Raw genomic sequence first — 13,768 nt, forward strand, 5'->3', positions numbered from 1 at the left:
CCTCCCTGGGGCGACGCCTATTCACGCCGCCGTTGCTCGCAGTCATCCATCGCCTGATCGTGGCGGCTCAACAGAATCGGGCGTCTCAGTTCGCTGTGCTCGGTGCTCCCGGTGGCCGAGTCGTCTTCCTCGGAGACAGCATTACGGAGGGCGGCCTGTGGGACGAGTGGCTCCCGAACGTTGACGTGCTCAACCGGGGTATCGGCGGTGAGCGCAGCGCTGACGTGCTGCGCCGCCTCGACACCGCCGTCAACGAGCCCAAGGCGGTCTTCCTGCTCATCGGGACGAACGATGTGATGGCGCTCAAGCCGCTCGACGAGATCGCATGGAATGTGGCAGCGATCCTGGCCGGCATCGAGCAACGCGCACCCGGCACTCCCGTCGTCGTGCAGAGTGTCATGCCACGCGGCGCGGCGTACCGGGAGGAGATGCGTGCGCTCAACCGCCGCTACGCCGATCTCGTCGCTCATCAGCCGGAGCACGTCCGCTACGTCGACCTGTGGCCCGCTCTCGCCACCGCCGATGGCGTGCTCAACCCGGAATTCACCCGTGACCGCCTGCACCTCAACGGGTTGGGCTACCGAGCCTGGGTAGAAGTCCTCGAACCACTCATCGCACCGTTCGCAGCCCCACAGCATGCCGTTGACGGCCCACCCAGCTGAGGATTTCAGGAACGCTTGCCTCGGGCGACCACCACCTCAGTCGAGTCCGGCGAGTTGGGCAAGCTTCAACTGGTCGAGGCGAGCTTCTGCTTCCCCCTGCCCAAGTTCAGCGACATCCGCTACAACTTCGACCTTGCCGGCGGCGCCCTGATGGACGCGGGCTGCTACGCGGTGCACATGATCCGACTGCTGGGCGGCGCCCAAGCCGACGGCGAGCCGGAGGTCGTACGGGCTGACGCGAAATTGCGTGGCGCGAACATCGACCGGGCCATGCGAGCGGACCTGCGCTTCCCCGCCGGACACACCGGACGCCTTCTCTGCTCGATGTGGTCGTTGGACGTGTTCAAGATCAGCGCGCGCTGTCGGCGAGCGTGGCGAACTGTCGGTTTTCAATCCCCTCACCGGGAGCCGGATTTCGGTGCGTAGCGGGGAAGGCAAGCGGGTCGAGCGCGTCAGCGAACGTGCCACCTACGCGTATCAGCTGGATGCGTTCGCCGCAGCGGTGCTGCGCGGCGAACCCGTCCTCACCCCGCCTGCCGACTCAATCGCCAACATGGCGGTCATCGACTCGATCTACACCTCGGCCGGCTTGCCGGTCCGGCAACCGTGCTGACTGTCTTCCCACCCGCTGTCACCGCGCACAACCTAAGGAGAAACCGAAATGACCACACCCTCGGCACCCGAAGATCGCCTCCCAGAACGCCCCGAACCGGGGTTGTTCAGTGCCGAAAACCTCGCAAAACTCGAAGGGATCGCAGGACTCGAAGGGCAGGAAATGTCGCCGAGTGACTTCGCGCGTGCTCTTGGGCGGGACCTGTCGAACCTCTACCGAGAACTTGGTGAAGGTCAGAAGTGCCGAATCCACGTGTTCGACATGGCGACCAGATCCGACACGATCATCGCCGAGTTCGACGACGTGCTCTTCGAGGCGCCCAACTGGGGGCCGGACGGTGACATGCTGTATCTCAACGGGAAAGGCGGATTGTGGGCATTCCCGCTCGACTCCCCGTCCGAACCTCGCCGGATCGAGTACGAAGGGATATCCGCGGCCCTCAACAACGACCACGTTCTCGATCCCCGAGGCAAAGCCATCTTCCTCTCCGCGATGGACGGCCACATCTACCACGGGGCACTGGACGGCGGCAGCACCCGCCGGATCACCGACGAGGACAAGGTGTGGCATTTCCTGCACGGCGTCTCACCCGATGGCAACACGCTCGGCTTCATTCGAATCTCGGCGATGGGCGGTCCGGGCAAGCTCGCCTTCATCGCCTCCGAAGGCGGTCGGATCACGCCGATGGAGACGGGTGAAGGTCACGCCGACGGTATCGAGTGGACCCCCGACGGTGAGTGGATCTACTTCAACACCGAGCGCTGGGCCTCGCAACCCGGACACGCTCAACTTGCCAGGGTACCCAGCAAAGAGCCCGTAGTGGACAAGATCGAGCGACTGATCTCGACCGACACCGTCGACTGGTTCCCGCACTTCGCTCCCGACGGACGTTACGCTGTGTATCTCCAATATCCGGCCGGAACCGAAGGCCACCCCGAGAACCTCGATGTCGAACTCGTCGTCGTCGACACCGCCGACTGGTCCGCACCCGTCGCGCGGCGGCCCTTGTTCGGTGGCCAAGGCACGATCAACGTCAACAGCTGGAGCCCCGACTCCCAGCGATTCGCCTTCGTCACCTATCCACTCGAAACCGGCGAGTAGACCAATCCGGTGCCGACCTCGTTCCGAAGCATCAACCGTCCACATGCGACACCGGTCGGCCACCCGCGATAGGCTGGCGGGATAGAGGGTTTGCTGCTGCGGCTGTCCGAGGTCGCTTCCGAAGCCAGGGCTGCGGTACCGAGACCGGTCGACGCTGCGATTCGGCCCGGCTGGCACACCCGCCGGGGCCGTCGCGACGGTGCCCGCCGGGTGTGCCGTGACGGATCTCGGCGGGGACGTCGCCGGTCAGGTGTGGCTCGAACGCACCGGCAGTGCCAGGCTGCTCGACGACTCGTGCTGGAGGGGTACGCGATCGCCGGCCCGCTGCAGTCGTCGGCTTCAGCTCCTGGTCCGCCGTTTCCCGAACGGCCTGGGTGAGAGCGTCGGCGGCGAGCAGGCCGAGACCGTTCGAGGCGAGCGGGCTGTCGCCGGTCAGCACCGTGCGGTCTCGGTGAGTCTTGCCTGTGACGTCGTCGTTGAGGATGGTCAGTCCCTGCTCGGCCAACCGCTCGGCCGCCAGCCACGGTAGGGGACCGGGCAGGTAGCCGACGTCCTGGTTCGGGCCTTGGTCGAGTGCGTCGGGGAACACGCAGATCGAGTAGTTTGCGAACGGCGACTCCGCTTTACCCAGTGTGGCGGCAAGCAGCGCGGCAGGGCCGTGGCACAGCGTGATGATGAACTTGTCGTTCGACAAGGCCCAGTCCAGCGTCTGTCCCACTGCCTCGCTCGCCAGCAGGCCGGCGACGCACCGTGTCCGCCGGGGATGAACACGGCGAGGTAGTCGGAATCGGCCCCGAGCTGGTTGGCGACCACGTCGGTGAGCTTCTGCGGTTGCTTCAGCTTTGGCTTCAGCGCGGCGTAGGTGGCCAGGACAGCCTCATCCTCGCTCGGCATGGCCCACAATTCGAGCTTGGCCGGGTTACCGCCAATGGTCGCGATATCGACCTCGAAGCCGGCCTCCATGAGATGGTGCAAGGGAAGCAGCATCTCGACCGGGTGATTGCCGGTGGAGAACATCCTGCCGTTCTTCAGCAGGACGTAGCGCTCCTCGGTGGCGATCACCAGGACCCTCCACTTACCGCCCTTGTATTCATCCTTGTGCCGCACTCCGTCGAAGTTGGTCTTCGGCGATATGTACAGACTCAGTGAATACGGCGACGGAAAGAACGCGTTGTCCTCGGCCTCGTCCGGCCTCGGATCCTTGCTCGGGTTGCCGGTATCGGATGGCAAAGCAGAGACCTGATTTCGTTGCGGCGTTTCAGATGCATCCATCGACGCAACTTGTCACGCTGTTCGAGAGGACACGCTGTGATAGTTGCGACAGCGGCGCACCACCTGAATGTTTGCGACCATAAGGCTGGAGCGCATAGGCTTCAATTATGACTGCTGGTGAACTTCCGACGATCGGCATCTCCGGAATCAACACGGGAGACTCCGCGACGGCCGCAGGCGTCCGCGAACTCGGCGTGCTCGCGGAGGAACTCGGCTACGACTCCATCTGGCTCGGCGAGCACATCGTCGCGCCGAGCCCGCAAGTGCCACCGTCCCCCGTGGACCCCGAATTTCCCATGCTCGATCCCATTGTGGCCTCGCCCTGCTGGCCGGCGTGACCAGTGAGGTGCTGCTGGGGACCGGGATCATCGTTTTGCCGCAACGCAATCCGGTCGTGCTGGCCAAACAGCTGGCCAGCCTCGACGTGGTGAGCGACGGCCGGCTCGTGTTCGGTTTCGGCGTCGGGTGGATGGAGGAGGAGATGCGCGCGGTTGGGGTGTCCGCGCGGGAACAGCACCGCTGCGCTACGGCGCGCCGCGCGGGTCGGCACCGACTGGTACGGCTGGGCTCTCGACGTGGCCGGGACCGAGCAGCGACTGTCCGAGCTCCGCACCGAGACCGACGCGGCCGGTCGCGACTTCGCCGAGTTGAACATCACGATCACTCCGGCCGAGGCCATCACCCCGGACGTCGTGCGCGAGTACGCGCGGCTCGGCGTCGATCGGCTGCTGCTGACGCCGCCGGGAACCTGGGACCCCGGGTTCGGCCGGGCCGATTTCGCCGCATTCCTCCGGGCCAACGCCCCCGCTGTGATCGGCGCCGGATCGCGTTGACGCAGCGGCAACTCAGCCTGCGCCGACCAGCGACCGAGGGCGACAATGTGAGCGACCCTGGTGGGCCGGTGACTGTCACCGCTCACTCGACTGGGCGGAGCGTGGCCGCCATCGGGCACGGAAGTGGCACGACGGGTGATGTGAGCTCCAGACGCGAACAGCCAGGTCCACAGCACATCTGCTGTGCACCTGGCCGTTCGGTGGCGGAGCGGGTAATCGGGATGAGCCGTCGTACGCGAGGTGATTCTCGGTTTCGAGCAGCACAATTTCAGCGGTTGCGATCGACGACAATGACGTGATCTCACCAAGTAGTGTCACTGCGACAGACGCGCGAGCAGCTCGTCGATGTCGTCGTTGGAGAAGGCGCCCGCGGAGACGATACGGAGCTTCTCCAGCGGCATACCGTTGATCACCTCGGTCACGATGCGCTGCATCTCGGGGGGCATCTCGGCGCCGCCCCCGAGCATCGGAGAGGCAGCCGCGAACCGTGCGACCGTGGCGGCGAACTCGGGGTCACCGAGGAAGTGGCCCAGTGGGGTGCGCCGATCGACGACCTCCACCGAGCGGGTGTCCCCGGCCAACTCGACACCGACGCCGGCCCGGATGTCGCGCGAGGAGTGTCCGATCTCGATCGTGAAGGTGCCGCTCTCGATCACCCAGCGGTCGCGGTGCTCGTCCCAGAACGAGAAGTCGCGCCGATCCAGTTCGACGCGGGTCGTAACGGTTTCGCCTGCCGGAATCCAGACCTTGCTGAATCCCCGAAGCTCCCGCTCCGGTCGTGGGACGGTACTGATGTCGTCGTGTACATACACCTGGACGACCTCGAACCCGTCACGCTCGCCGACGTTGCGGACCGCCACCTCCACGGTGACCTGCTCGTCGTCGTGTACCGTGGCGCGCGGGTCCGAATATTCGAACTCGGTGTAGCTCAGGCCATGCCCGAACGGGTAGACCACCGGCATCTTCCGACGATCGTAGTAGCGGTAGCCGACCCAGATGCTTTCTCGGTAGTGCACGCGGCGCTGCGCTCCCGGATAGTCCACATAGGCTGGTGTGTCCTCCAGCCGCAGCGGAACGGTCTCGCTGGTACGGCCCGAGGGGTTCACCTCGCCGAAGACGATGTCCAGAGCGGCCGAGGCGACTTGCTGGCCGCCGAGGTTGAGGTCCAGAATCGCGTCCACCTTCTCGTGCCACGACGCCACGTCGACGACCGATCCCTTGTGCAACATGACAACCGTACGCGGGCTCACCGCGCAGGCCGCGTCGATCAGCGCGAGATGGGATGCGGGCAGTGACAGCGTTTCCCGGTCGTAGCCCTCCGACTCCGTCAGCTCGGTCAGTCCGACGAACAGCAGCGTGACATCGGCGTCCGACGCCACGGTCACCGCCTCGTCGAGCAGCGCCTTGTCGACCTGCTCGCCATCGTATCCCCGGGCGTAGCGAACCAGCTCAGGCGAAAGGAAACGACTGATCTCGTCGCGCGCGGTCGCGAACGAGGCGACATTGACGCCCGAGCTGCCACCGCCTTGGAACCGGGGCTTCTCGGCGAACTCGCCGATAAGCGCGACAGTGCCGGTACGCGCCAGCGGAAGCGTGGTGCGTTCGTTGCGCAGCAGGACGATCGACTGCTGGGCCACGGTGCGGGCCAGCTCGACCAGTTCGGCTTCGCTGCTGGCCACCGCGTCAGGCCGATCACGGGCCGCGAAGCGCGAACTCAGGTCGATGATCCGGGCAGCGGCGCGGTCGATGTCCGCCTCGCTCAGCTCGCCCGACTTCAGCGCGTCGCGGATCGCGGCGGCGCCCATCCCGTTCGACGCCGGCATCTCCAGGTCGATGCCGGCCTTGAGTGCGGCGACCTGGTTGCTCACCGCACCCCAATCGCTGACGACCACGCCGTCGAAGCCCCACTCGTCACGGAGAATCTCGGTCAGCAGCCGGTGGTTCTCGGTGCAGGGGATGCCGTTGACCGCGTTGTAGGCGGCCATCACCGTCGCCGGTCGTCCCTCGGTCACCGCGATCTCGAACCCGCGCAGGTAGATTTCGCGGAGGGCACGCTCGTCGACCTCGGCGCTGACCGTGAACCGGTCGTATTCCTGGTTGTTCACCGCGAAGTGTTTGACGGACGTGCCGACACCGCCAGACTCGGTGCCCGCGATGACCGCGGCGGCGAGACGGCCACTCAAGTAGGGGTCCTCGGAGAAGTACTCGAAGTTCCGGCCACCCAGGGGCGTGCGTCTGATGTTCATACCCGGCCCGAGCACAACCTCCACGCCGGTCCGGCGGGCCTCGGTGGCGAGCGCGGCGCCCTGCGTCCGAGCGAGGGCGGTGTCCCAGCTGCAGGACAGCGCGGACGCGGTAGGGAAGCAGATGGCGGTGGGGGCTTGCGGGGTGCCGGCCTGGTCGCCCGCGGCACCCCAGCCGATTCCGTGCGGGCCGTCGGACAGCGTCATCGGGTTGATGCCGCGATCCGGATAGCCGACGGTCTGCCAGGAGGACGCGCCCGAGAGTAGCGCGATCTTCTCCTCGATCGTCAACCCGGCGAGTAGCCGGGAGGTGGTGGGGTAGGAGCGATCGCTTTGTAGCGTCATCGGTACAGGCCCGCCTTTTTCGAGGTGGAGATGGGGGTAACAGCTTGTTACCCCCTGCTTTGGATGCTAGGTTCGGACAGTTCGATCTGTCAAGGAGGGGTACGTGGCCACAGGGGCGCCCAAAGATCTCGTCGCCGCGGGCTCCGACGTCGAGAATTTCGAGGCCTTCCGCGAGCAACAGCGCGCGGCCGTCGCCGACGCTCTCATCGAACTGGTCGGCACCAGCGGGTTCGCCGCGGTGAACGTGAGCGACCTGGTGCGCGTCGTCGACATGAGCCGGAAGACGTTCTACAAGTACTTCCCGTCGATCGAGGCCGCGCTGGTCTACACGCAGAAGATGGTCCTGACCGGAATGCGAACCGAGCCGGCGTTGCGACACAAGTCGGGCTTGAGTCATTTCCTGGGCCAGCTTCGCGGGATCGCGGACCTCGCGCTGGAGCGTCCCGATCGGATGATCTTCCTCGGCTTCTTCGACTTCGCAGTCAAGGGAAGTATCCCCGCCGCTGATCGCGAGACCTACGAGGCGTTCACGGTGCGTCTGGCCGAGGAGTCCCTGTCGGCCTTCGCGCAGGGGCAGCGAGACGGCTCCATCGATCCCGGTCTGCCCGCGACCGAGACCGTACTCGCGTCCACGAATGCTGTCTTCGGGCTTGCGCAGAGGTGCCTCAACGCCTCCACGACCGCGAAGAACAAGGGTCTGACCGGGCGCCTCATCGCCGCTGAACTCCATGCCTGGGAAGCCGTCCTGACCGCCAAGTAGCGCGAACCCGACTGCTGTCGTCCGGGAAGACATGCACCGATTAGAACACAGTTTCATGAGTTGGTCGCCATATGGGCGTGCCAGTCGGGATCGAGTCCTGGATGCCTGCCGGTGGACGGCAGCAACATGAAACGCTATTCTAATTCGGGACAGGGTCACGACCCGGGCGAGCCGACCGTCATCCGCCACCCCGGGCACTGAATCACTCCGCCGCGGACCGCGGTTGTCATCCTTGGAGCACAGCGTGGATCGAATGCCGATTGTCGACTATCTCGTCCTGGACGAGCCTCCGCGCCTGGTAGCGCACGAGTGCATGGCCTGTCAGGCCCGGTACTTCGATCGGCGCAACGCCTGCGCCGCCTGCGGCGGGACGGAGTTCACCCGAGCCGATGTCGAACGCGACGCGACGCTGCGTTCCTTCACGATCGTCAACGTCGCGGCCGAAGGTGTCCCGGTGCCCTACGTCGCCGCGATCGTGGACTGTGCCGGGACCACTGTCCCGGGGCTGCTCGTCAACACGCCGCCTGATCCCGTCCACGTACGTCTCGGGATGAAGCTCCGGCTCACCACCTTTTCGATCGGCGCCGACGCGTCCGGTGTGGACGCCGTCAACTACGGCTTCGAACCGGCAGCGGAGGGGGAGCGATGACCGAGGATGTCTGGATTCTCGGAATCCACATGACGAAGTTCGGCAAGCACCGCGACAAGGACACCATCGACCTGGCCTCCGAAGCCGTGTTCGGGGCTTTGGCCGACGGCGGCGTCGGCATCGACGACATCGGCGTCCTGGGAGCCGGCAATCTCCTCGGCGGCCCCACGCCGTTCGGGCAGAACCTGCAGAAGCAGATCGGGCAGACCGGTGTTCCGGTGTACAACGTGGCCAACGCGTGTGCGACCGGCGCGACGGCCCTGCGCGTCGCGATCATGGCCGTCAAGGCCGGCGAGACGGACATGGGGCTCGCGGTCGGCGTGGAGAAGCTGTCGGGGATGGGGTTGCTCACCGGCGATGTGGCAACGCAGACCGAACAGCAGTGGCGTCCGCAGGGTCGCTTCGGAGCCATCACGTCTCTGGAAGGCCGCGTCAGGACGGACACCATGCCGGGGGTGTTCGCGCAGATCGGCATGGAGTACGCGAGCCGCTATGACGGCGTCGACTTCGAACTGTTCGCCCGTATCGCGGAGAAGAACCATGCTCACTCGACGTTGAACCCGCTGGCCGCCTATCAGAAGCGGTTCTCGCTCGACGAGATCATGAACGATATCATGATCGCCTACCCGAACACCCGGCCGATGTGCTCGGCCAACTGCGACGGTGCTGCCGCGGCGGTGGTCGTGAGTGAGAGCAAGCTCCGGACGCTCTCGCCGGAACAACGGCGTCGTGCGGTCAAGATCAGTGCCTCGGTGCTGACCAGCGATCCTTGGCAGGAAGGATGCCAGGTCCTGCCGGACGTCAGCACGCTCACCCGGCTCGCGGCCGACCAGGCCTACGAACGTGCCGGTGTGTCGCCCGACGACCTCGATCTGGTCGAACTGCACGACTGCTTCGCGACGGCGGAGCTGGTGCACTACGAGAATCTGTCTCTCTGTGAGCCGGGAGGGGCCGTCGACCTGTTCGAGTCGGGCGAGACCTGGCGCGACGGCCGCATCCCGGTGAACGTCTCGGGTGGGCTCGAGTCCAAGGGGCACCCGGTCTCGGCGACCGGCATCGCCAATATCTGGGAAGTGGCGACCCACCTGCGGGGCGAAGCCGGTCCCCGGCAGATCGAGGGAGCCAGGGTGGGGCTGGCCCATGTCGTCGGGATCGGCCAGGCGTCCGCGGTGCACATCCTGGAGAAGTCCGCCGGCTGAACCACCGTCCGGAAAGCATGAGGAGAACCACATTGTCTGCCGATGTCACTTCGCCGGTCGGTGCCTACGCGGTCGGCGCGAGGTACCCGGACCGGATCGCGATTGTCGCCCCCGACGGTGGGACGACGTCGTTCGGACAGCTTCTCGAGCGCGGCAACAGGCTGTCGAACGCGCTGCGCGCACTGGGGCTGGGTGACGGGGACGTCGTGGCGTTCCTGTTGGGGAACGAACCGTCGTTCTTCGAGGTCGCGCTCGGCGTGGAGCAGGTCGGGATGTATCGGGTGCCGATCAACACCCACTCGACCCCAGCCGAGGTCGCCTACATCGTGCGGGACTCGGGCGCGCGCGTGCTCGTCGCGTCGCACGATCTCGCGGCGGTCCTCGGTCCGGTGCTCGACGACCTCGGCGCGCACCGGATCGCGATCGGCGGAGCGGTAGCGGGCTGGCACGACTACGACGCCTGGCTCGCCGCGGCCGATGCCGGGGTTCCAGCGGACCGCAGGGCGGGCGCGGCCATGGGCTACACCTCCGGCACCACCGGACGGCCCAAGGGCGTTCGCCGCCCGCTGGCGGGAATCCCGCCGGAGGGGCTGCTGTCGGTGATGCTGGACGTCGTGCTGAGCCCGTTCGGCTTCCGTCCGCTCGACGGCGTCCACCTGGTCGTCGCACCGCTGTATCACGCCGCGCCCAACACCTTCGCGGTCGGCGCGCTGCACCTCGGCCACACCGTGGTCGTCCAACCCCGCTTCGACGCCGAAGCGTTCTTGACCACGGTGGCGGAGCGCCAGGTCACCAGCACTCACCTGGTGCCGACCCACTTCCACCGTCTCCTCGAACTGCCGAAGGAAGTGCGTGCCGCAGCCGACCTGAGCAGCCTGGAGATCGTGGTGGCCGCCGGCGCGCCGTTCCCGCCGAAGATGAAGGCACGAGCACTCGGCTGGCTCGGGCCGGTGATCTGGGAGTACCTCGCTTCGACCGAAGGACTCGTGAGTGTCATTTCCCCCACGGAGGCCTTGGCGCACCCCGGTTCGGTCGGACGGCCCACCGACGTCAGGATTCTCGATGACGAGGGCGATCCGGTCGTGCCCGGCGACGAGGGCCTGATCTACTTTCCGGCCGGACAGCCGCCGTTCGCCTATCACAATGACCCCGGCAAGACCGCTGCCACCGTCCGTGCCGACGGGTACGCCACGGCCGGCGATCTCGGCCGTATCGGTGAGGGTGGATATCTGTACCTGCTCGACCGGCGTGTCGATCTCATCATCACCGGCGGGGTCAATGTCTACCCGGCGGAGATCGAACAGCGCCTTGTCGAACACCCGATGGTCGAGGACGTGGCCGTAGTCGGACTGCCCGACGCCGAATGGGGGCAGCAGGTCGTCGCCGTGGTCAAGCTCGCCGACGGGGAACACGGCCACGAGCAGGTGTCCGGCGAACTCGACGCCTACTGCCGCGCGTCGCTGACCCGGGCCAAGTGTCCACGCCGTTACGAGTTCGTCGATACACTGCCACGTACGGAAACCGGGAAGCTGCTTCGCCGCGTCGTCCGTGACACCGTCCGATCGCCGAACGACCGACCGGACCCTTCCCGCGCCATGCCCGCGAACCACGGCTGACCTCAACCGCGGGATCGACAGTGCGTGGTATAACTGTCGACGTGGCAGACGCTGATTCGCAGGCCCCGCTGCCCGTCGGGTTGATGACGAGTAGTCAGCTCGCCCGCCGGGCCAGGCTCATCGAAACCGTGATTCAGCTGGTCGCCAAATCCGGCACTACTGCCATCCAGATGCGTGACGTGACCGACCGGTCCGGGGTGGCACTGGGCACTGTTTACCGGTACTTCCGGTCGAAGGACCACCTCCTGGCCGCCGCGCTGACCGAGTGGCAGGGCAAACTCACCCGCCGAGTCCTCTCCTCGAACCGTGATGAGAACGAGGATTCGCTGCCGCTGGTGAAGGATTTTCTGCGCCGCGTCCTGCAGGCCTTCGATCGTGCCCCCGGGATGGCCGTGCTCATGATGCAGATGACGGCATCGTCGGATCCGGATGTGCAGCAGCTCACCGATCAGAGCGGCAGCGGCTTTGACGCCGCGTTCGATCACCTGCTCGCAGCGGGGCCTCGCGATGACGTCTCCTACATTCGACTCGCGATCGGCTGTGTTCTGGTCGATGCGGTCAACCGTATGTCCAATGGACGGGCCACTTTCCAGGAAGTGCGGGGCCAGGTCGACGGTGTCGCCGACATCCTCTTGAGCACGCGTGCCCGGCGTTCCGGTTCTTCGCGTAAGGATCCCTCAGCACGCGCTTCGGCTTGATTGCGGCCGTGCGCTCGTGAGCGTTGCAGTCGCTGAGAAGCGGCCGCAATGCGCACTCGGCGACGCCACTCGTGGATGAGGCCGAAGCCATAGAATTGCGTTTCGCTGCTGCGTGTTGAGTACCAAGGCTACCCTTGTGGCGCGGAAATTACTGTTGCCAAAGCTGAAACCGTGTTCTATATTGATACTGTCAGGTTAACTCCGGCGGGCACGATCCGGCCGGCGCTCGCGAAGAGTCGCCGAAGGTGAGCCGAGTGATCCGGACGAGCGCCTCGGCCGTCATGCCCGATCCGGGATCGAGTGGCTCGTCCGCTGTAGCCGAAAGAGCAAGTATGAAACTGCATCGCACGCCGCATCCGTCCACTTGCGACAAGGACATCTCCAGCAAGGAGTTCTGGGCCAAGCCGTTCGACGAACGCGACGAGACGTTCCGGTGGCTTCGCGAGAACGCGCCGGTGAGCTGGCACCCGTCACTCGAGGATCCGGCCTTGCCGGCGTCCGTCCATGGAGAGGCGGGCTTCTGGGCGTTGACGCTGGCCGAGGACATCACCTTCGCCAGCCGCAACCACGAGCAGTTCAGCTCCGAACTCGGTCTGCCGTATCTGCCGCCTCGTGCCGCGGGGGCACCGCTGATGGCTCCGTCGATTCTGGAGCTGGACCCGCCGCGGCACACCGAGTACCGGAAGGTGCTTAGCTCGGCGTTCACACCGAAGGCGGTGGGGCTGCTCACGGAGAAGATCGAGCAGCGCGCCGAGCAGATCGTCGACCGTGTCGTGGGAGGGGGCGCGTTCGATTTCGTCGCCGAAGTGTCCTCGAAACTCCCGATGCTGACCGTCGCGGACCTCGTCGGCGTTCCGGCGGACAAGGTCACGTCGTTCGCGGAGGCGGGCAACAATCTCGCCGCGCTCGAGGATCCCGAAACCCTGAGCAAACTGCCCGCCGGCGTGACGCCGCACGAGTGGGCGAACCAGCAGGTCGCGTACCTGATGGAAACGGGGATCGAGCTTGCCGAGGCCCGGCGGGCGCACCCCGAGGACGACATCGTCACCAGGCTGGTCACGGCGGACGTCGGCGGGCGCAAGCTCGGCAACGAGGACATCGGCACCATGATGATCCTGTTGAGCGTCGCCGGAAACGACACGACCAAGCAGACAACCAGCCATACCGTGGTCAACCTGGCTCGGCATCCCGCGCAGCGGGAGTGGCTGATCGAGGACTTCGGCGGCCGGATCATGGGGTCGATCGAGGAGTTCGTGCGGCACGCGACGCCGGTCATGATGTTCGCGCGGACCGCCACCCGGGACACCGAGATCCGGGGGACCGAGATCACCGCGGGGGACAAGGTCGCGCTGCTCTACTGCTCGGGCAACCGGGACCCGACGGTGTTTCCCGACCCGGAGACCTTCGACCTGACCCGGCGGGCGTTCGGGCACGTCGGGTTCGGTGGCGGTGGCGTGCACTTCTGCCTGGGCAACGGTGTGGCGAAGGCGCAGCTGCGCGCGCTGTTCCGCCAGATCCTCACCAAGCTTCCCCACCTCGATGTCGGCGAGCCGGAGCTACTGAGCGGCGGGGGCATGAACGGCATCAAGCGCCTGCCGGTAACGGTCAGCTGACTAAGAGCCGCTAACACTACAACTGCTCGGCTCGCAACACGCAATCTGCGGTGTTGTCGTCGTCCCCGGTACAACAGAGGTACCGGGAACTCCTCCGCTTTGCATCTCACGCACCTGGACGCCCGCTCCCAGATCGAGCGCCACCGTATTAGCAGCTCTACTGA

15 protein-coding genes and 1 pseudogene are annotated in these 13,768 nt (G+C 66.1%); 14 read left to right on the plus strand and 2 right to left on the minus strand.

What is annotated here, in order from left to right; all coding sequences use genetic code 11:
* Positions 1-59 precede the first annotated feature (59 nt).
* The 4 genes from JWQ81_RS17960 (at position 60) to JWQ81_RS17975 (ending at position 2,376) form a co-directional block, all read left to right on the plus strand.
* Positions 60-662, plus strand: a complete 603-nt coding sequence (locus JWQ81_RS17960; RefSeq protein ID WP_297542938.1) for a GDSL-type esterase/lipase family protein — start codon at positions 60-62, stop codon at positions 660-662.
* Positions 663-677: 15 nt separating this feature from the next.
* Positions 678-1,088 carry a hypothetical protein gene (locus JWQ81_RS17965; RefSeq protein WP_297542940.1) on the plus strand — a complete coding sequence of 137 codons (411 nt, stop codon included), beginning with the start codon at positions 678-680 and terminating at the stop codon, positions 1,086-1,088.
* Positions 1,081-1,275 carry a hypothetical protein gene (locus JWQ81_RS17970; protein WP_297542942.1) on the plus strand — a complete coding sequence of 65 codons (195 nt, stop codon included), beginning with the start codon at positions 1,081-1,083 and terminating at the stop codon, positions 1,273-1,275. Before JWQ81_RS17965 ends, JWQ81_RS17970 begins: the two co-directional genes overlap by 8 nt.
* 261 nt (positions 1,276-1,536) lie before the next feature.
* Entirely contained in the window at positions 1,537-2,376 is an 840-nt protein-coding gene (locus JWQ81_RS17975) for a hypothetical protein (protein WP_297542944.1), read from the plus strand.
* 31 nt (positions 2,377-2,407) lie between these two features.
* On the opposite strand, the gene JWQ81_RS17980 is transcribed toward JWQ81_RS17975, so the two are convergent.
* Positions 2,408-3,094, minus strand: coding sequence for a hypothetical protein (locus tag JWQ81_RS17980; RefSeq protein ID WP_297542945.1), 687 nt, complete (start codon positions 3,092-3,094; stop codon positions 2,408-2,410).
* 32 nt (positions 3,095-3,126) lie between these two features.
* On the opposite strand from JWQ81_RS17980, the gene JWQ81_RS17985 reads away from it, so the two are divergent.
* From JWQ81_RS17985 to JWQ81_RS18000, 4 genes and pseudogenes are all read left to right on the plus strand, one after another.
* Positions 3,127-3,525 (plus strand): hypothetical protein, encoded by a 399-nt coding sequence (locus JWQ81_RS17985; protein ID WP_297542946.1) that lies wholly within the window; start codon positions 3,127-3,129, stop codon positions 3,523-3,525.
* 230 nt (positions 3,526-3,755) lie between these two features.
* Entirely contained in the window at positions 3,756-3,986 is a 231-nt protein-coding gene (locus JWQ81_RS17990; protein ID WP_297542948.1) for a hypothetical protein, read from the plus strand.
* A gap of 8 nt (positions 3,987-3,994) precedes the next feature.
* Positions 3,995-4,108 (plus strand): annotated as a pseudogene (locus tag JWQ81_RS17995) (LLM class flavin-dependent oxidoreductase); the annotation flags it as partial.
* A 31-nt stretch (positions 4,109-4,139) separates the two neighbouring features.
* Complete coding sequence (locus JWQ81_RS18000) at positions 4,140-4,481, plus strand: hypothetical protein (RefSeq protein ID WP_297543007.1); 342 nt, start codon at positions 4,140-4,142, stop codon at positions 4,479-4,481.
* A 314-nt stretch (positions 4,482-4,795) separates the two neighbouring features.
* Here JWQ81_RS18000 and JWQ81_RS18005 read toward each other — a convergent pair whose 3' ends face one another.
* The gene (locus tag JWQ81_RS18005) at positions 4,796-7,069 is read right to left on the minus strand and encodes a glycoside hydrolase family 3 C-terminal domain-containing protein (protein WP_297542949.1); all 2,274 of its coding nucleotides are present in this window, start codon (positions 7,067-7,069) and stop codon (positions 4,796-4,798) included.
* Positions 7,070-7,172: 103 nt separating this feature from the next.
* Here JWQ81_RS18005 and JWQ81_RS18010 point away from each other — a divergent pair, with 103 nt between their 5' ends.
* The 6 genes from JWQ81_RS18010 (at position 7,173) to JWQ81_RS18035 (ending at position 13,604) form a co-directional block, all read left to right on the plus strand.
* Positions 7,173-7,829, plus strand: a complete 657-nt coding sequence (locus JWQ81_RS18010) for a TetR/AcrR family transcriptional regulator (RefSeq protein ID WP_297542951.1) — start codon at positions 7,173-7,175, stop codon at positions 7,827-7,829.
* 253 nt (positions 7,830-8,082) lie between these two features.
* Entirely contained in the window at positions 8,083-8,478 is a 396-nt protein-coding gene (locus JWQ81_RS18015) for an OB-fold domain-containing protein (RefSeq protein ID WP_297542953.1), read from the plus strand.
* On the plus strand, positions 8,475-9,677 hold the full coding sequence (locus tag JWQ81_RS18020) for a thiolase family protein (protein ID WP_297542956.1): 1,203 nt from the start codon (positions 8,475-8,477) through the stop codon (positions 9,675-9,677). Before JWQ81_RS18015 ends, JWQ81_RS18020 begins: the two co-directional genes overlap by 4 nt.
* Positions 9,678-9,709: 32 nt before the next feature.
* Entirely contained in the window at positions 9,710-11,293 is a 1,584-nt protein-coding gene (locus tag JWQ81_RS18025; protein ID WP_297542957.1) for an AMP-binding protein, read from the plus strand.
* Between the two features lie 41 nt (positions 11,294-11,334).
* Positions 11,335-11,991, plus strand: coding sequence for a TetR family transcriptional regulator (locus tag JWQ81_RS18030; RefSeq protein WP_297542959.1), 657 nt, complete (start codon positions 11,335-11,337; stop codon positions 11,989-11,991).
* A 332-nt stretch (positions 11,992-12,323) separates the two neighbouring features.
* Positions 12,324-13,604 carry a cytochrome P450 gene (locus JWQ81_RS18035; RefSeq protein WP_297542960.1) on the plus strand — a complete coding sequence of 427 codons (1,281 nt, stop codon included), beginning with the start codon at positions 12,324-12,326 and terminating at the stop codon, positions 13,602-13,604.
* The last annotated feature ends 164 nt before the right edge of the window (positions 13,605-13,768 follow it).

It is taken from the genome of Amycolatopsis sp., assembly GCF_025464955.1.
Classification (GTDB): Bacteria; Actinomycetota; Actinomycetes; order Mycobacteriales; family Pseudonocardiaceae; genus Amycolatopsis.

Excerpts from the sequence above, each read along its gene's own strand:
- JWQ81_RS17975 (WP_297542944.1), top strand. The coding sequence starts at position 1,537 with ATGGCGACCAGATCCGACACGATCATCGCCGAGTTCGACGACGTGCTC.
- JWQ81_RS17990 (WP_297542948.1), top strand. The coding sequence starts at position 3,756 with ATGACTGCTGGTGAACTTCCGACGATCGGCATCTCCGGAATCAACACG.
- JWQ81_RS18005 (WP_297542949.1), bottom strand. The coding sequence starts at position 7,069 with ATGACGCTACAAAGCGATCGCTCCTACCCCACCACCTCCCGGCTACTC.
- JWQ81_RS18015 (WP_297542953.1), top strand. The coding sequence starts at position 8,083 with ATGCCGATTGTCGACTATCTCGTCCTGGACGAGCCTCCGCGCCTGGTA.
- JWQ81_RS18020 (WP_297542956.1), top strand. The coding sequence starts at position 8,475 with ATGACCGAGGATGTCTGGATTCTCGGAATCCACATGACGAAGTTCGGC.
- JWQ81_RS18035 (WP_297542960.1), top strand. The coding sequence starts at position 12,324 with ATGAAACTGCATCGCACGCCGCATCCGTCCACTTGCGACAAGGACATC.